Annotated in this window: 23 protein-coding genes; 3 read left to right on the top strand and 20 right to left on the bottom strand. The window is 59.5% G+C overall.

What is annotated here, in order from left to right; genetic code table 11:
- Window positions 1-136: 136 nt before the first annotated feature.
- Entirely contained in the window at window positions 137-916 is a 780-nt protein-coding gene (fpr, locus tag AB4N85_RS01070; RefSeq protein WP_007908723.1) for a ferredoxin-NADP reductase, read from the bottom strand.
- 132 nt (window positions 917-1,048) lie between these two features.
- Between fpr and AB4N85_RS01065 the strand changes: the two genes are divergently transcribed.
- Window positions 1,049-1,975: a LysR family transcriptional regulator gene (locus tag AB4N85_RS01065; RefSeq protein ID WP_024011881.1), complete on the top strand. Its 927-nt coding sequence runs from the start codon at window positions 1,049-1,051 to the stop codon at window positions 1,973-1,975.
- Here AB4N85_RS01065 and AB4N85_RS01060 read toward each other — a convergent pair.
- The 3 genes from AB4N85_RS01060 to AB4N85_RS01050 form a co-directional block, all read right to left on the bottom strand.
- Window positions 1,972-2,334 carry a diacylglycerol kinase gene (locus tag AB4N85_RS01060; protein WP_016771411.1) on the bottom strand — a complete coding sequence of 121 codons (363 nt, stop codon included), beginning with the start codon at window positions 2,332-2,334 and terminating at the stop codon, window positions 1,972-1,974. The genes AB4N85_RS01065 and AB4N85_RS01060 overlap by 4 nt on opposite strands.
- 74 nt (window positions 2,335-2,408) lie before the next feature.
- On the bottom strand, window positions 2,409-3,059 hold the full coding sequence (gene erdR, locus AB4N85_RS01055; protein ID WP_016771412.1) for a response regulator transcription factor ErdR: 651 nt from the start codon (window positions 3,057-3,059) through the stop codon (window positions 2,409-2,411).
- Between the two features lie 223 nt (window positions 3,060-3,282).
- A complete protein-coding gene (locus tag AB4N85_RS01050; RefSeq protein WP_041478083.1) occupies window positions 3,283-4,029 on the bottom strand; it encodes a tRNA-uridine aminocarboxypropyltransferase in 747 nt (248 codons plus the stop codon).
- A gap of 189 nt (window positions 4,030-4,218) precedes the next feature.
- On the opposite strand from AB4N85_RS01050, the gene AB4N85_RS01045 reads away from it, so the two are divergent.
- Window positions 4,219-4,644, top strand: a complete 426-nt coding sequence (locus tag AB4N85_RS01045) for a PA3611 family quorum-sensing-regulated virulence factor (RefSeq protein WP_007908738.1) — start codon at window positions 4,219-4,221, stop codon at window positions 4,642-4,644.
- On the opposite strand, the gene AB4N85_RS01040 is transcribed toward AB4N85_RS01045, so the two are convergent.
- Window positions 4,645-4,842: a hypothetical protein gene (locus AB4N85_RS01040; protein WP_016770569.1), complete on the bottom strand. Its 198-nt coding sequence runs from the start codon at window positions 4,840-4,842 to the stop codon at window positions 4,645-4,647.
- Window positions 4,843-5,183: 341 nt separating this feature from the next.
- On the opposite strand from AB4N85_RS01040, the gene AB4N85_RS01035 reads away from it, so the two are divergent.
- Window positions 5,184-6,299: an LOG family protein gene (locus tag AB4N85_RS01035; RefSeq protein WP_252877590.1), complete on the top strand. Its 1,116-nt coding sequence runs from the start codon at window positions 5,184-5,186 to the stop codon at window positions 6,297-6,299.
- A gap of 59 nt (window positions 6,300-6,358) precedes the next feature.
- Here the strand turns inward: AB4N85_RS01035 and recX are convergent, their stop codons facing one another.
- The 15 genes from recX to AB4N85_RS00960 form a co-directional block, all read right to left on the bottom strand.
- Window positions 6,359-6,829, bottom strand: coding sequence for a recombination regulator RecX (gene recX / locus AB4N85_RS01030; protein WP_252877589.1), 471 nt, complete (start codon window positions 6,827-6,829; stop codon window positions 6,359-6,361).
- 8 nt (window positions 6,830-6,837) lie between these two features.
- Window positions 6,838-7,896, bottom strand: a complete 1,059-nt coding sequence (gene recA / locus AB4N85_RS01025; protein ID WP_024011876.1) for a recombinase RecA — start codon at window positions 7,894-7,896, stop codon at window positions 6,838-6,840.
- An 83-nt stretch (window positions 7,897-7,979) separates the two neighbouring features.
- Window positions 7,980-8,480: a CinA family protein gene (locus AB4N85_RS01020; protein ID WP_256810425.1), complete on the bottom strand. Its 501-nt coding sequence runs from the start codon at window positions 8,478-8,480 to the stop codon at window positions 7,980-7,982.
- A 67-nt stretch (window positions 8,481-8,547) separates the two neighbouring features.
- Complete coding sequence (locus AB4N85_RS01015) at window positions 8,548-9,066, bottom strand: lysis system i-spanin subunit Rz (protein ID WP_310214541.1); 519 nt, start codon at window positions 9,064-9,066, stop codon at window positions 8,548-8,550.
- Window positions 9,045-9,611 carry a glycoside hydrolase family 19 protein gene (locus AB4N85_RS01010; RefSeq protein WP_310214538.1) on the bottom strand — a complete coding sequence of 189 codons (567 nt, stop codon included), beginning with the start codon at window positions 9,609-9,611 and terminating at the stop codon, window positions 9,045-9,047. The genes AB4N85_RS01015 and AB4N85_RS01010 overlap by 22 nt, the downstream gene beginning before the upstream one ends.
- 36 nt (window positions 9,612-9,647) lie before the next feature.
- Window positions 9,648-9,866 carry a hypothetical protein gene (locus tag AB4N85_RS01005; RefSeq protein WP_095180517.1) on the bottom strand — a complete coding sequence of 73 codons (219 nt, stop codon included), beginning with the start codon at window positions 9,864-9,866 and terminating at the stop codon, window positions 9,648-9,650.
- Window positions 9,867-9,877: 11 nt separating this feature from the next.
- Entirely contained in the window at window positions 9,878-11,080 is a 1,203-nt protein-coding gene (locus AB4N85_RS01000; protein ID WP_095180516.1) for a carbohydrate-binding protein CenC, read from the bottom strand.
- A gap of 17 nt (window positions 11,081-11,097) precedes the next feature.
- Window positions 11,098-11,544: a phage tail assembly chaperone gene (locus AB4N85_RS00995; protein WP_095180515.1), complete on the bottom strand. Its 447-nt coding sequence runs from the start codon at window positions 11,542-11,544 to the stop codon at window positions 11,098-11,100.
- Window positions 11,545-12,438: a gp53-like domain-containing protein gene (locus tag AB4N85_RS00990; protein WP_095180514.1), complete on the bottom strand. Its 894-nt coding sequence runs from the start codon at window positions 12,436-12,438 to the stop codon at window positions 11,545-11,547. It lies immediately after the preceding gene.
- A gap of 124 nt (window positions 12,439-12,562) precedes the next feature.
- A complete protein-coding gene (locus AB4N85_RS00985; protein WP_095180513.1) occupies window positions 12,563-13,078 on the bottom strand; it encodes a phage tail protein in 516 nt (171 codons plus the stop codon).
- A complete protein-coding gene (locus AB4N85_RS00980; RefSeq protein WP_315436155.1) occupies window positions 13,075-14,226 on the bottom strand; it encodes a phage tail protein in 1,152 nt (383 codons plus the stop codon). The genes AB4N85_RS00985 and AB4N85_RS00980 overlap by 4 nt, the downstream gene beginning before the upstream one ends.
- Window positions 14,227-14,239: 13 nt before the next feature.
- Complete coding sequence (locus AB4N85_RS00975; protein ID WP_041478090.1) at window positions 14,240-14,839, bottom strand: YmfQ family protein; 600 nt, start codon at window positions 14,837-14,839, stop codon at window positions 14,240-14,242.
- Window positions 14,827-15,873: a baseplate J/gp47 family protein gene (locus AB4N85_RS00970; RefSeq protein ID WP_323167455.1), complete on the bottom strand. Its 1,047-nt coding sequence runs from the start codon at window positions 15,871-15,873 to the stop codon at window positions 14,827-14,829. The genes AB4N85_RS00975 and AB4N85_RS00970 overlap by 13 nt, the downstream gene beginning before the upstream one ends.
- A complete protein-coding gene (locus AB4N85_RS00965; protein WP_041478092.1) occupies window positions 15,863-16,261 on the bottom strand; it encodes a phage GP46 family protein in 399 nt (132 codons plus the stop codon). The genes AB4N85_RS00970 and AB4N85_RS00965 overlap by 11 nt, the downstream gene beginning before the upstream one ends.
- Window positions 16,261-16,770, bottom strand: coding sequence for a phage baseplate assembly protein V (locus tag AB4N85_RS00960; RefSeq protein ID WP_460060061.1), 510 nt, complete (start codon window positions 16,768-16,770; stop codon window positions 16,261-16,263). The genes AB4N85_RS00965 and AB4N85_RS00960 overlap by 1 nt, the downstream gene beginning before the upstream one ends.
- Window positions 16,771-16,865: the final 95 nt, after the last annotated feature.

Below are 16,865 nucleotides of genomic sequence, written 5' to 3'. Positions count from 1 at the left end.
ATCTTGATTTTAAAAAGCAAGATCAAAAGATCGCAGCCTTCGGCAGCTCCTTGGATCGTGGCAGGCATGAAGGAAATGCTTCGGGCATAAAAAAGCCCCCATTGCCTGCCAAGGCAATGGGGGCTCTCTGTGGCGCTTACTTCTCTACGAACGCACGCTCGATCAGGTAATCACCCGGCTCGCGCATCCGCGCCGAGATTTTCAGGCCGAAGCTGTCGAGCACTTCGCTGGTCTCGTCGAGCATGCTCGGGCTGCCGCAGATCATCGCGCGATCGTCCTGCGGGTTGATCGGTGGCAGGCCGATGTCGCTGAACAGCTTGCCGCTGCGCATCAGGTCAGTCAGGCGTCCCTGATTCTCGAACGGCTCGCGGGTCACGGTCGGGTAGTAGATCAGCTTGTCACGCAGCGCTTCGCCGAAGAACTCGTTCTGCGGCAGGTGCTCAGTGATGAATTCGCGGTAAGCGACTTCGTTGACGTAGCGCACACCGTGAACCAGGATCACTTTCTCAAAGCGCTCGTAGGTTTCCGGGTCCTGAATCACGCTCATGAAAGGCGCCAGACCGGTGCCGGTGCTCAGCAGGTACAGGTGCTTGCCCGGGTTCAGGTCATCAAGAACCAGCGTGCCGGTAGGCTTCTTCGAGATGATGATCTCGTCGCCTTCCTTCAAGTGCTGCAATTGGGAGGTCAGCGGACCGTCCTGCACTTTGATGCTGAAGAACTCGAGATGCTCTTCCCAGTTCGGGCTGGCGATCGAGTAAGCGCGCATAAGCGGGCGGCCATTGGGCTGTTGCAGGCCGATCATCACGAACTGACCGTTCTCGAAGCGCAGGCCCGGATCGCGGGTGCACTTGAAGCTGAACAGAGTGTCGTTCCAGTGATGAACACTGAGGACACGCTCGTGGTTCATGTTGCTCATGTACGTTTGACTCCTGGAGATTGGTCTGCGCGGCTCAATGAGGCTCAACGTGCGCAATTGCATCGCATTCTAATAGCGACGACAATATCTGTTAACTGGATTATTAAGATAAGGGTTATCGGTTATATCGATATGCGATTTACTCTCCGTCAACTGCAAGTCTTCGTCGCCGTCGCCCAGCAGGAAAGCGTATCCCGTGCTGCGGGTCTGCTCAACCTCTCGCAATCGGCGGCGAGTACTTCGATCACCGAGCTTGAGCGCCAGTCCAGTTGCCAGCTGTTCGACCGCGCCGGCAAACGCCTGAGCCTCAACGCCCTCGGCAAACAACTGTTGCCGCAAGCGGTGGCCCTGCTCGACCAGGCCAAGGAAATCGAAGACCTGCTTAATGGCAAATCCGGTTTCGGCTCGTTATCAGTGGGGGCGACGCTGACCATTGGCAACTATCTGGCCACCCTGCTGATCGGCAGTTTCATGCAGCGCCACCCCGAAAGTCAGGTCAAGCTGCACGTGCAGAACACTGCCAATATCGTGCAGCAGGTCGCCCACTACGAAATTGATCTGGGTCTAATCGAAGGCGATTGCAGCCACCCGGACATCGAAGTGCAGAGTTGGGTCGAGGATGAGTTGGTGGTGTTTTGCGCGCCGCAGCATCCGTTGGCCAAACGCGGCAGTGCGACAATGGAAGAGCTGACCCATGAGGCATGGATTCTGCGGGAACAGGGTTCCGGCACGCGGCTGACCTTCGACCAGGCTATGCGTCACCATCGCAGCGCGCTGAATATTCGTCTCGAGCTGGAACACACCGAAGCGATCAAGCGCGCAGTGGAATCAGGGCTGGGGATTGGCTGCATTTCGCGGCTGGCGCTGCGCGATGCCTTCCGGCGCGGCAGTCTGGTGCCGGTGGAGACGCCGGATCTGGACCTGGCCCGGCAGTTCTATTTCATCTGGCACAAACAGAAATACCAGACCTCGGCCATGCGCGAGTTTCTCGAGCTGTGTCGCGCGTTCACCGCCGGGGTGCAGCGCAGCGACGAGATCGTCTTGCCGACCATCGCTTAAAGCAGAATCACCGCCCACACCAGTCCGATCATGCTCAGCGCCACGAACTGCGCGGCGCTGCCCATGTCCTTGGCGTTCTTCGACAGCGGGTGCAATTCCAGCGAGATGCGGTCAATGGCCGCTTCCACCGCCGAATTGAGCAGCTCGACAATCAGCGCCAGCAAGCAAACCGCGATCAACACCGCCTGCTCGACCCGGCTGACATTGAGGAAGAATGTCAGCGGAATCAGCACCACGTTGAGCAGCACCAGTTGGCGGAATGCCGCTTCGCCAGTGAAGGCGGCGCGCAGGCCATCGAGCGAATAGCCGGACGCGTTGAGGATGCGTTTCAGGCCGGTCTGGCCCTTGAAAGGTGACATAAGAAAGAAACCAGCCAAAAAGGTGTGGGGAAGCTAGATCAACGAAAGTCAAAAAAGCGTGAAACCGCCAGCCATCACTGGCTCGGAATTGACTCAAGTTGTTGCAGCAGTAAAGCCGCTTGCGTGCGAGTGCGCACGTTCAATTTGCGAAAGATCGCCGTGACGTGGGCCTTGATGGTCGCTTCCGACACGCTCAGCTCATAAGCGATCTGCTTGTTCAGCAGACCTTCGCAGACCATGGTCAGCACCCGGAACTGTTGCGGCGTCAGGCTGGCGAGGCCATCACTGGCAGCTTTGGCCTCATCCGACACGCTGACTGCTTCGAACGCTTGCGGCGGCCAGAACACGTCGCCATCGAGCACCTTGCGCACCGCTTCCTGAATCACGCTCAGATCGCTGGACTTGGGAATGAAACCACTGGCGCCGAACTCGCGGGATTTGACCATCACCGAGGCTTCTTCCTGGGCAGAGACCATCACCACCGGAATCTGCGGATACTGCCCGCGCAGCAGCACCAGCCCGGAAAAACCGTAGGCGCCGGGCATGTTCAGGTCCAGCAGGACCAGATCCCAGTCAGCCTTTTCAGTCAGGCGAGCTTCCAGTTCGGCAATGCTCGCCACCTCCACCAGTCGCACGTCCGGGCCAAGGCCCAGCGTCACCGCTTGGTGCAGGGCGCTGCGAAACAGGGGGTGATCATCGGCAATCAGGATGTCGTATGTGGCCATTTTTCAAATGATCCTGTTTTTGATGGCAGACGCGGTAGATTCCGGCCTGGCCAAAGCAACTCGAGACAACGCTTGGAAGCGATATCCACAGGGGCACGTTCGACGCCAATCAACAGCAAACACGGCGTCTCAAACCTTGGCCGCACCCTAATCGGCGCCAAGCATGCCCAGCGCAGCCGGGGTGGTCAAGCAAGATGGCCAGCGCTGTCGACAGTATGGGCCACTATCGGGCCAACGCCGGCTGCGGCTTTCGTATATAGGGCAGCAGCTCGGCATGGGCGGGCGTCGATTCATTCATGTCCAGTTGCTGCTTGGCACCGAGGTAATGCTGGCTGAACACATCGAAATAGGCGTCCAGCGCCGAAGCGGCTTCGCTGTCACCGGCCAGTTCCAGGCACAACGCCGCGACTTCGGCGGTGCACAGGTGCTCGCTGCGGGTCGAACGGCGCAAGCGATAGCGCGAGAGTTTGTCGGGCAGCAGGCTGAGGATCGGCAAGCGGTCGAAATACGGACTCTTGCGAAAGATCTTGCGCGCCTCCGTCCAGGTCGCATCGAGCAGAATGAACAGCGGGCGCTTGCTGCTATCGACTGTCACCGTGTTGGTCACCCGCGACGGTTCGACATACTCGCCCGGAAACACCAGGTACGGCTGCCATTGCGGATCGTTGAGCAGTGCAAGCATCTGCGGGTCGGGCTCGGTGCGTGACCAGATGAACGCATGGTTGTCGCGCACCACATCGGCAATCAGCCAACCGGTGTTGCTTGGCTTGAACACTTCCTTGCCGGTCATGATCAGGCACACGCCGGAGCGGGTGTCGACGCTTGGCCGCCACGCGCACAGGCAATGACTGATGATGACCCGGCAATCGCGGCAACGCTCGGAGCGAAAGCCGCGCGCCTGAATCGGCTTGATGCCTTCGTCTTCGCGCTGATCGCGCAGGCGGGCCACGGCGTTGGGGGCATGGTTCATCGCAGGCAACACCGGCAGACAGGGAAACTCGACACGAACGACACTCGGCAGGGCAATAAAGGCCGGCAGTTTACCAGAGCGTCGGCCACAAGCCTGTACCGTCCAGACCGGCTCCCCTATAATTCGCCGCCACTGAACGCACCGCCCCGTGACGGGTCGAACCACCAGTCACCGAATCAGGAGAGTTTCATGCTGCGCCTTATCGTTCCCACCGCTGCCATTCTGCTGGCGTCGTCCTTTACCGCTCAGGCTGCGTCCCTGAGTGAGCAGAATCTGAACAGAGAGCTGCGCAACGTCGCCGCCCAAAGCAGCGTCGGCACGCCACGGGCGATCAATGAAGACATTCTTGATCAAGGCTACACCGTCGAAGGCACGCAGCTGATCAACCATCTGAGCGTGCAAAAGAGCCACGCCGACAAGATGCGCGCCGATCCCAAGGCTGTGTATTTCCAGTTGGGCGCGTCGGTGTGCAACAACCCGTCGTACCGCAAGCTGATGGCCAAGGGCGCGATCATGCGTTACGACTTCACCGAAGTGAAAACCAACAAAGCGATCGGCTCGGCCAGTTACCAGGAATCCGATTGCCCGAAAGCCGCGCCAGCGAAGAAGAAGTAATCAGCGCGAAGCCTTGGCGCGCCGCTGCTCATCCTCGGCGCGCAATTCCGCCACTAGCGCCTGCAGATAGCGCGAGCGACGCTCGCCGCCGGCCAATCGTCGGCAGCACTCTTCTTCGAGACTCAATTGATGCGTCTCGGCCGACTCCTGCAACATTCGATACAGCTGAGTATCGATCTCCAGAACCACTCTGACCATGCATCCCGCCTCCTTGCCACCCACGAATCCTTGAATTGCTTTGCCTTGCGCAAGCGCAAGGTTGTCTTGCGACGTCTGTATTTGAGTAAATCAGAGTGATGGCCCTTTGCGATACGTTCAGACGAGCGGCGGGGCTTTGGCGCAAATCAGTAAGCGGTTGCCAGACAAAACGTTACAGCGCACTGTTCAAGTCAGCGCGAATGCGTGCGAGGGTCTAGATTGAGAGTATTCCCGATCATTCGTTAACGGCAGAAATGGAACTGCCGGCCCTGTGTGTTTTTGCAGTGCGACCCGGACGCTGGTTGTCCGGGCTACCCGCCCTGTACTGAAGGAGACGTTGAATGCCTTATCAACCGAATGACCTCTTGAGCCGTCATTTTCAGGAAAGCGGCGACCTTGTCAGCCAGGTCGAAGCCCAACTCAGTCATATTTCCACCAACAGCCCGAACATCCCCATCTACCGTGACATGATCCTGACCGTGCTGCGCATGGCTCAGGAAGACCACAACCGCTGGAACGCCAAGATCACCCTGCAAGCCCTGCGTGAACTGGAGCAAGCATTTCGTGTACTCGAGCAATTCAAGGGCCGGCGCAAAGTTACCGTGTTCGGCTCGGCACGTACGCCAGTGGAGCATCCGCTGTATGCAATGGCCCGCGAACTCGGCGCAGCACTGACACGCGCAGAGATGATGGTCATCACCGGCGCCGGCGGCGGCATCATGGCCGCCGCCCACGAAGGAGCCGGTCGAGATCACAGCTTGGGTTTCAATATCACCCTGCCCTTCGAGCAACATGCCAATCCCACCGTCGACGGCACCGACAATCTGTTGCCCTTCCACTTTTTCTTCACCCGAAAACTGTTCTTCGTCAAAGAGGCTGACGCGCTGGTGCTGTGCCCGGGCGGGTTTGGCACCCTTGATGAAGCGCTGGAAGTGCTGACGCTGATTCAGACCGGCAAAAGCCCATTGGTGCCGGTGGTGTTGCTGGATGTTCCGGGCGGGACGTTCTGGCAAGGCGCGCTGGACTTCATCCGCAATCAGCTGGAAGAAAACCGCTACATCCTGCCGACCGATATGAAGCTGATGCGACTGGTCTACAGCGTTGAAGAAGCGGTGGAAGAGATCAATCAGTTCTACAGCAACTTCCACTCCAGCCGCTGGCTCAAGCGGCAATTTGTGATTCGCATGAACCACAAGCTCAGCGACCAGGCACTGGCGCGGATGCAGGAGGAGTTTGCTGATCTGTGCCTGAGCGACCAGTTCCACCAACATGCCTACAGCGGCGAAGAACACGACGATGCGCAGTTCAGCCATCTGGCACGGCTGGCCTTTGCCTTCAATGGCCGTACCCATGGTCGTCTGAGGGAGTTGGTGGACTTTATCAATCTGCCGGAAAACTGGGCCGATTCAAAACCGCCCATTGCACAACGCTCACGCGAGCCTTTCAACGTAATTTGAAGGCAAAAAAAAGGCCCGCTATTTTCTAAAAAATAGCGGGCCTTTTTTGTTGAATCGGTCTAATCGTCTATCCCTCGACCGCTGAACAAGCGGTTGATCATCTCCATCGAGAACCCCCGATACGCCAGAAACCGGCCTTGCCTGGCCCGTTCTTTCGCATCAATCGGTAAATGTCCGGAGAACTTACGTTGCCACGTATCCTGAAGCTGCGCCTGCCAATTGATACCACTTTCGCGCAGGGCGATTTCGATATCGGTACGTTGCAAACCCCGCTGGCTGAGCTCCTCGCGAATTCGCAGAGGGCCATAGCCGGAACGGGCTCGGTAGGAGACAAAGCTTTCAAGGTAACGGGCTTCGGAAAGCAGACCCTCTTCCGTCAAACGGTCGAGGGCTGTTTCGATCAGCTCCGCCTCGGCGCCGCGCTGACGCAGCTTACGCGTCAACTCGACTCGACCATGCTCGCGACGTGCGAGCAGGTCCATGGCGGTTCGCCGCACCGCGACGAGGGTATCCAGTACGGCGGTGGTCATCGCTGATATCAGAGATCAGCGTCGGCCAGGTCGTCTTCGGTCTCTTTGACCGCCGAGGCCTTGGAATCCGCGATCACCGCTGGCGACAGCAGCTTGTCACGCAGCTGCTTCTCGAGCTTCGCGGCGATTTCCGGGTTGTCCGCCAGGAACTTGGCCGAGTTGGCCTTGCCCTGACCGATCTTGGTGCCTTCGTAGGCGTACCAGGCGCCGGACTTCTCGACAAAACCGTGCAGCACACCCAGGTCGATCATCTCGCCGTTGAGGTAGATGCCTTTGCCGTAAAGAATCTGGAACTCGGCCTGACGGAACGGCGAAGCCACCTTGTTCTTCACAACCTTGACGCGGGTTTCGCTGCCGACCACTTCGTCGCCTTCCTTCACCGCGCCGGTACGGCGGATGTCGAGACGAACCGAGGCGTAGAACTTCAGCGCGTTACCACCGGTGGTGGTTTCCGGGCTGCCGAACATCACGCCGATTTTCATACGGATCTGGTTGATGAAAATGACCAGGCAGTTGGCGTTCTTGATGTTACCGGTGATTTTACGCAGCGCCTGAGACATCAGACGTGCTTGCAGGCCGACGTGCATGTCGCCCATTTCACCTTCGATTTCAGCCTTCGGTACCAGTGCCGCCACGGAGTCGACGATGATCACGTCAACGGCATTGGAGCGCACCAGCATGTCGGTGATTTCGAGGGCCTGTTCGCCGGTGTCCGGCTGGGAAACCAGCAGGTCGTCAACGTTGACGCCCAGCTTGCCGGCGTACTCTGGATCGAGGGCGTGCTCGGCGTCGACGAATGCGCAGGTCGCGCCGGCTTTTTGCGCCTGGGCGATCACGGACAACGTCAGCGTGGTTTTACCGGAGGATTCAGGACCGTAGATTTCAACAATACGGCCTTTTGGCAGACCGCCGATGCCGAGTGCGATGTCCAGACCCAGAGAGCCAGTAGAGATGGCCGGGATCGCCTGACGGTCCTGATCGCCCATACGCATTACGGCACCCTTGCCGAATTGACGTTCGATCTGACCCAGGGCCGCAGCCAAGGCTTTCTTCTTGTTGTCGTCCATTAAAGTCCTCACGTAATCAATAAGGCCTGACGGCCAACACCTGTATAAGTAGCCAGTATTATTCCACAGCGTTCGAAGATCGCCTACCCCTGATTTTCGATTTCTCGTGCCGCTAGTCGCACAAGCCCCTCTAGCGCGGCCTTCACCGTTTGTCGGCGGACTTCATCACGACCACCGGGGAAGTGCTGAACCTCGCTATAAACCTCATCGCCCACACCCCAGGCCAGCCACACTGTGCCCACCGGTTTGTTCGGCGTGCCACCGTCGGGGCCGGCGACACCGCTGACCGCCACGGCAAAATGCGCCAGGCTGTGATGCTGCGCACCACGCACCATGGCCTCGACCACTTCACGACTGACCGCCCCTACCGTCTCGAACAAATCGCCTGGCACATCCAGCTGCCGGGTTTTCTGCCGATTGGAGTACGTCACGTACCCCGCTTCAAACCAGGCCGAACTGCCCGGAATCCGCGTAATCGCTTCGGCGATACCGCCACCGGTACAGGACTCGGCGGTAGTGACATGAGCATTGAGCACTTGCAGACGTCGGCCCAGTTCTGCGGCCAGTTGGGTGGTCTCTTTCACGGCGAGCTCCGGATCGTGTGGAATGCCTCCACCGTACACGAGCCGGACGCGCTTTCAATACACAGAATCATTCAAGATGTTCGGGCGCCAGCGCTCTGACATAGGCCTGACAGGCCTGCAACGCAATCAATCCACGGTCGCCGGTGTCGGTGATGGCGATAATTCGTTGAGCATGCGCCGGGTCAAGTCGGGCGCGTACGGTTGCAGAATCCACGCCGCTGGTGCCGGCGGCGGCTGGCATCGCACAGCCGTGGGCAACGTCGCCGGCGTCGAGAAGGACTGACAGCCGCACATCGGCAGTAGCAAGGCGATCGCGCAAGCGATCCTGATCACGTTGGGCATCGCTCAGCGCTCGATAATGGGTTTGCTCACTGGCCGCGAGCCGCTGCTCCAGTGCCAGGCGTCTATCCTGCTCGGCCTGTTGCGCGGTGGCGGCGGTCTGCGTCAGTTGATTGAGGGTTTCGGCGTTTAACCGCGCCTGCTCGGCCAATTGCCGCCCGTAGCGCCAGTCCTGAAACTGCCATGCCGCTGCAAACGCCCCGGTCACCAGCAGCAACAGACCCATCACGCGCCAGGAGCCGGACATAGCACCGCCCTCGCCCGCGCCCAAATCTCGAGGCGATCCTGCAAGCCGTTCAACCCGCCGTTGATCCGGCGGGTGATGGTGTTGAACTGGTCCGCGTCGGCCAGTTCATTCAAGCCCTTCTGCCCCCAGAACCACGCCGCCGATTCGGCCGCCCATTGCGGTTGCTCGAGCAATTCGGGCAACGACAAAAGACGCTCATCGCCAAACAAGCCGAGACTGCACTGACGATAATTTGCCCGGCCGGTGATCTGAATCAGTCCACGCCCGCGATACTTTTGCCCGTCGCCGTCGGCTTCCGGAGTATTGCCCAGACGCAGCGCCAGCGTGCCGGTGTCGTATTTGCTCAGGTACTGGTTGTTGCCCAGTTCGCGCACGTAACGCAATTGGCCCGACTCGTGACCGACCTGTGCCAGAAAAGCCGCGATACGTTTTGGCGTATCGATGCGCTGCCTGGCCATCGCGGTGTTGAGTGGCGAAACAAAAACGCCCGCTTGGGAGCGGGCGTTGGGCATGATGTCGATAAGGTGTTTTTCAGTTAATTGCATGATGCTTGATCCTCCCTGGATGTTGCCCCGATTGAATCACGGCTGGCGGCTGATGCTTGCCAGCCATTTATTTGCCAGAGTTTTCAGGGTGCCGGTTGCACCAGTTTCAGCGAGTACCCCATCCGCCGGTAGCACCTGCCCGCCCGAGAGCTGCCACTGCTGGAACTCTAGCCAGTCGCGATTGTTGGAGTCCTGTGGAATAAATGCACAGTCAGCCAGGCGCAACACGCCGCAAGCGCTTAGTTGATAAGCCATGAGTGTCGCTCCTAGATTTCAGCGTCCGCTGTCCATTCCAGTTGTAAAGTCTGCCCCGGTGCGCTGCCGACTGGCGTGACAGTGGCAAAAGAAATACTACGATCCGTTACGCCTTGAAGTAGCGTGCCGGTGCAAGCTTTGCTGATCGTTTGATTCCAGACCTGATTACTGCTGTCTGCCGGGCTATAGGCAGTGACAGTCGGTTGAACCCTTTTCTGAACCAGAAAGCCGATCGTCATCCCGTATTGGCCGATATTTCCTGCCGGGACCTGAGTAAACGTCGAGATACACGTATTGGTGCCATTATTGGCTTTGACCGGCAACCCGGAAGCAAATGACTTTTCGTAATAGCGCTGACATAACGCCAGCTCCTGCGCTAAGGGACGAAGCTCAAAGGGAGTGGACACAGGCCCCTCCTCCAATTGGATCTGTGTCAGATCGACCGTTTGCAGAACGTTGAGAGGCAGATCGAACGCCAATGTCAGACAGTCGCCGCTGCCTTGCATTTTCCCCGCAATGGCGGGCACCTGAAACGTTGCGGTGTAGCGCGTCCACACTGTGTTCAGTTGAAACGTATCAATCAGTTTCCCAACGGCTGCCGATCCACCTACTCCGAATTGCTGCGCAATCGTTATTTGCAAAGGCCGCACGGCATCGGATCGAGCCCAAAACGTCAGCGTTGCCGTTTTTCCGGCGAGCGTTCTGACCGACTCTATATTCTGGGAGATTTTGTGAACGGTAGCTCCCGCCCCTGCGGACGTTTGCTGCCAGCGCAGGAAACAGGCCGGTTCATCAGAGACCTCGCCTTGCCCGAGCGCAAAATTTTGCCGCGTGATGCTCACTCCGGCGTTTCCGTTCCAGTCACAACGGAAACGATCAGCCACGTACCCGCCGACATTTGGCGCCTGATTGCTCGCACCACGCTGCCAGATTCTGAAATCGCCATTGATCAACAGATTCTTGCGATAGACCTGCACCGGAAACGCTTGCAGCGGATCAGGTCTGGACAACTCTCGAATGGCTTGAGCCAATTGATGGGTCTGATTTTCATCAGGTGTCAGGCCAGCGGCCGTGATTGCATTGAGTATTTCCTCGGTAACACTGTTCCCCCAACTCGCCGGGATCAGTGACCCCGGCGTCCCTGCAATCGGGTCTTCGTCGACAAACCTGCCGTTTTCCAGACCTGAGCCCGGAATGCTTTTCGGATAATCCATATCACGTCCCTAATGATTTAAAGCGCAGCAGGCAGCCAGCTCGGTGCCACCGGCCTATGCGCGCTGGACGGGAAGAATGAGCCTTGCGGCCACTCGCGCAACGCCCGTCGATAAGTTTGCAGTTCGGCATATTGTTCAGTGGTCAATGTTGTGCCGCCGCCGTCCTCCAGTTCATCACGGTCGCGTGCGACCAGGCCGTCAGTGGCGGCAAGCTGGGCGTTGCGCCAGGTGCGCTCGAAGCCTGCGGCCGCCTCTGCCGAAGGAGGCGGTGGATCGACCAGGACCGGATAACCGCTTTCAGCATGCACGCCAATAACTTTCGCGGTGACCGACAGTTGCTGCAGCAGCGAGATCCAATAGGCTTGGGGAATTTCGATGACATCGTCAGGAATGTCCGACGAATTGATACCCGGTACATACACGCCTCGCGTACCGGCGCTGAAAAGCACGTTGGTAGTATTCATTCAATAACCCTTGGCAAAATAAAACACGGTCCAGCCAGCGCCAGGCTGGTTGACCGCGTTGCGCACTTTCAAGCGAACGCCTTGCTTGGTGGCGGTGCCTCCGACAACAATCACGATGGCCGCTTCGCCACCGGCATGGTTGGCGACACATGAGAAAAAACCATTCGGGAAGGAAACCGGGAAATTGACCCACATTTCACCGTTGGCATCCGTAATGCCGGTCCCCCATTGATCTATGTTTCCACTGGCGTGCTTCTGATACCCGGGGTTAGCCGTCAACCCTGAAAACAGTGCGGCATATTTGAGACTCGCGGTGCCGTGGACTGCCCAGACTCCGTTTTCCCTGACGACGGTGGCGCTCTCACCACTGTTCATGACAATCGAGGTCAGTTCAGCTCCTTGCGGGCTTATTTTCGCAATGCCTGTACAGGCAATAGTGACCGGGGCGTTGCTACGGCAATGCAGCGTGAACGTTGCGCCATTGGGAACTGACTTGATGTCTGGCAAAGACACGGTATAGGCCGAGTTTCCGCCCAGGCCGATCGCCCATCCCACATCCGCAAGAGAAAGTTGCGCCGTGGCTGCGATGTCACGAGACCCTGCGTGATTGCCCAGTGCACGCTGCACGAACTCGGCCGTAGCCACTGAACGGCTGAAATCGAATTGCGCCGGGGTTTTGAAGAGCTGCGAGCTACGTAGCGCGTCGAGCATTTGTGTATTTGAAGTCTCGGTCGGTGTCATTCCAGCAGCCCGCACAACGCCGAGAATTTCCTGCGTCACGCCGTTGCCCCATCTCGCGGGAATCAACGAGCCGGGTGTGCCCGCGAGCGCGTCCTCATCAACAAACATGCCATTGACCAAGCCTGCGCTTGGCACACTGATTGGATAATCCATTGTCTTTTTCCTTAACGATGACTTCGATCCTTGCGGTCGCGCGGGGCGCCACAGGCCAAATGATGTACAAACTAAACAAGCCCATATCGCGTGGCGTCGGTGACGTAGAAGTGGACCTTGTTGCCTAGCTGGATATACCGTTGATCAGGGCACGAATCCCGATCAACGCATCGTCTGCGGCGCCACGCGCCAAATCGACCTTGCCCTTGCCCGCCTGTGCGCGAATCTGCGCCTTGGCCTTCAGGCGCAAAGTGCGCAGAGTGAGCAAATGGTCAGTCAACTGCTCCGCCTTACTCAGAATCTGCTCGGCGGCCTGTTTGGCGCTGCGGCCTTTGACAACCCACGCGGCGACCGACAGCGGCACTTCTTTTTTTGGGTAACCGGCGTCCTGATAAGCCTGCGCGTCGGCGGCGGCCTGGGCGTATTCCATGGCTTTGAGCGGGTCGCCGGCCAGCACCGAGCGGACGTTATCAGCAGCGGCGTCGATCATGCCGCAGAGGCGTTCGGCTTCCAGCAGTTCCAGTTCGGCGACCCTGCCCGTATTGAGCTGCCATGCTTCAGCGACCCACTCATGGGCAGGAGAAGGCTGTGCAGCACGCAAACCGTCCTCGAACTGATGCATTTCTTGAATGATGATCATCGGATCAACTCCCAGGAAAGATTGATATTCACCGCTGCTGTAAAGTTGATCGCAATACCGTTGGAGTAGTCGCTTGGAAGGATATTTTTGATACCCATGCTCAACAGCAATTCGTCACTTGTTCCGTTATCAGCACCGAAGGCGTGTTCGGCTTGATAGGTCTGCCACAGGGAACGCAAAATGCTGTGGTCGAAGCTGGCGGTCAATGTCGAAACGGTTGTGTCATTCACCTCGTTGTTGGTAATAACCCGCACCGTCTCACCCGCATTGGCCCAGCCGTCCCAGTTGCTCGACGTGGCAACCTTCGGGTTGAGAAAACAGTAGTTGGCGCCCAGCCATCCGGGTGTAGCGAAATTCACAGCTGTGACTTGTGTCGGATGCGGCGTCGCGTTGCCCACCACCAGACGAGCGGCACGAGCATGCGGGTCAAGTGGCAGGTACACCACGCCATTACCGCTGATTGTTTGCGTCCACGACAAGCGACTGCGGTTATAAATCGGCCGGACAATTGGTACCGAGCCGGGACCAGCCGTCACCACCCATGCCAGACAAAGATCCAGCGTCGTCGACTGGAAACCGCCTCCCGCCGTTCCATTGATCGTGCCCTTCAAACCCTCCGGTGTAGCGTCATAAATCGTGCCGCGCTGCATGTAGAAGGTCAGCAGGCCCGCAACCACTTGCGCACGCAGAAAGTAACCAGAGTTGGGCAAAAGATCGGCACTGCTCCAGGCTTGTGTCGTAAACGTGCGCGGACGACCCAACTGACCTGCCAGCACTTCTTGGCCCAGGCTGATCAGTACGCCGGGCAGAATAGATAACCGCCCGCCACTGGTAGCAAACGCGGTCGGTGTGATTGGCAATCGCCCGTCCGCCGTAGCGACGGTGGCGGTTGGCAAGGCGCCAATCGGCAACGCCGAATCCAAATTCCAGCCCTTGGCCGAAACGCTCTGAATCGCCTGCAACAACTGATCGTATTTCTTCTCGTCCGGCGTCAGGTCCGCCGCCTTGATCACGTTAAGAATTTCCTGGGTAACTCCGTTACCCCAATCCGCCGGAATCAACGATCCCGGCGTCCCCGTCATAGGGTTCTCATCAACAAACTTCCCATTCACCAAGCCGGCACTGGGCACACTCTTCGGATAATCCATCCCTCATCCCTCCCTAGTCATAATTGATGTGCACCTTGGTATGCGCCGGCGCGCTGCGGTGGATCAGGCATTCCAGCGCCGAGCCCGGGTTGACGCCGAAGCGCTCGCCCCAGTAGCTCGCGCCGTAACGGCGGCCGAGCAGCAGGCGGCCGCCGGTGTTGAGCGTCCACATGAACTGCGCTTCCCAGGTGCCCCAATGCGCCGAACCAAACCGGGCGCGGCCCATGCGTGGGGCTTCGTGTTCGGTGATGCTGGCGTTGGGGTAACCCTGGCTTTTGGCGATGTCGAGGTAGTAGCCGACAGCCTGGCTGCCGACCGCGAGCAAGCGGCGGCGTACGGCGAGGCGGCGGTCGTCGAACAGTGGCGTGGCGCCCAGGCACGGGTCGGGCAGGTTCATCACCCGCTCCCAGTCCGGCACCAGTTCGCTGACGCCGGCCGGGTCCATTTCGTTGAGCAGGTCGGCGGCGCGCGCATCCAGACGGGCCAGTTCGACGGCGACGCCTTGCAGCACTTCCTCAAGCTCGGGCACCCGCTCCGGATCCCATGCCGGGCCACTGGGCAGCAAGGCGCGCAACTGCGCCTGGTATTGCGCGGCGGTTCTTATGCCCCCCATACGCAGCCTCCGAAGGTGAGCAGTTCGCTCTGCCCGGCCGGCACGTCAGCGGCCGGAGCAGTGAGCGTGTGATCGTATTCGCCGCCGGCGCTGCTGATCGCTTCGCGGATATGGCTGATCAGCAGCGGCACACCGAGATCGGCCTCGCGGTTGTGCAGATCGCGCAACTGCGCTTCAACGGCGGCGCGCACGGCGGTGGTGTCCGGATTGACGCTCTTGAAGCGATACACCACCGGCACCTGAACCGGTCGCTGCACGTGCACTTCCGCGGTCACCGGACGCAGCGGTTCGATGTACTCCTGAACCTCCGCCAACTGCTCATCGTTCGGCACCGGTTGCGGGTCTTCATCACGCATGATGAACACCGTCACCGTGCCCGGCCCGAGCAGGCCGCCCCGGCACCACGCCCGCGTCACACCCGGCACTTCCAGCGCCCAGGTTTCGTAGTCGCTGGCCGCGCCACCGTGGGGAATCACGCGGTAGGAACGGATGACCCGCGAGCGCAGCGATTCGAGGCTTTCCCGCGCCACACCGCCGCTGAGGCCCGGCGCCAGCACCACGAAGCTGTTGCCGACAATCCCGGCAATCGGCTGCACCGGGGTCAGCGTCAGACCCGCATCAGCGTTGCCCAGACTGCCGGCCTCCAGCGCCGCAATCGTGGTGCTGTTGCTGCCATTGACCGTGGTGCGCGCCGTGGTGACTTTGTAGGTGCGGCCATCGTTCGCTTGCAGCAGAGTGTCGACGTCGAGCACGGCGCCGGGAGTGGCGGTAAAACTGACGCTGCCGGTAGCCACTTGCGCGGCTTTGCGCGGCTGATTCAGGCGCAGCGCGGCGATGCGTTCCAGGGTTGACTCATCGGCTTTGTCGGGCAGGATCTGCTCGGCAATCCAGTCGAGATAACCGTACAAGCCATAAGCGGCGCCGCCGAGGGTGCGGGCGAGCACTTGCGCATCGGACTGGCGCAACGAATCGCCGGCCAGGTCGCTTTGGGTGCGTTTGATCAGCACCGGCAGCGAAGGGGTTTCAAACGGCATAGATCACCTGCCAACTGTTATCGGGGTTGATGTCCAGACGTTCGCCGTCGGCCAGCGTGAGGATCGTGCGCAGGTTGAGGCGCTGGGCGTCGAGGCGTTCGCTGATGATGTCGATGGCGCTGCAGTGGCCGTCGTCGAGCAGCCATTGCAGGGCTTCGCGGGCATAAAATTCGGCGTCCATTTGCGTCTGCCGGGTCAGCTTGACCCGGCGCAGCAGCCACAGCCGCGAGCCGATGCGATCGTCGGCAACCGTGGGGAAACTGTCGCCCCACCAGCCGAAGCGTTCTTCGTCATCGAGGGCGTCGTCATCAGCGGCGCGACGCCAGGTGAACAGACTGATGAGCACGGCGCGGGTCAGCGCGGCGTGGAGGTTCTGGCTGATGAACATCACTGGCCTCCTGCCGGCGCGCCGGTCTGACCGTTGCCGGCCTGCACGCCAACATGCACGTGTTTGATCTGGCTGATGCCGCCAGCCAGTTGATCACCGGTGGAAACGATCTTGCCGGTCTGGTTTATCACCGGCGTTTCGAAGTTCACCGCGCTGCTGGCGCGGATGTTCAGCGTGGCGGTTTCGATGTCGATGATCCGCCCGCGCTTGAAATGAATTTTGTCGCCCTCGTCGGTGTAGATCGCCACTTCACCGGCAGCGAGCGCTTGCAGGCGATAGCGACGGTCGGCGATGACCAGGGCGATGGCGTGGGAACGGTCGCCGCCGATGAAGGTGACGACCCCTTCAGCGCCAGCCAGCGGATGGCTGGTGAAACCGTAGGGTTCGAAGTGTTCGAGGTCGTCGTTGACTTCACCGGCGGTGAGGCGCATTTGCAGCGATTGCAGCTTGGTTGCCGAATTGGCGAGCACGACAGTGCCGCGCGCCAGCAGGCGTGTCAGTAGGCTCATGGGTTTCCTTAGACTTTTTCGACACAAACCCTGTGGGAGCGGGCTTGCCCGCGATGGCGGTGTGTCAGGGAAAAAATGTATTTGTTGTCACGACC

The organism is Pseudomonas sp. H1_G08, from assembly GCF_054681355.1.
This window is presented reverse-complemented; position numbering and strand designations above follow the sequence as displayed.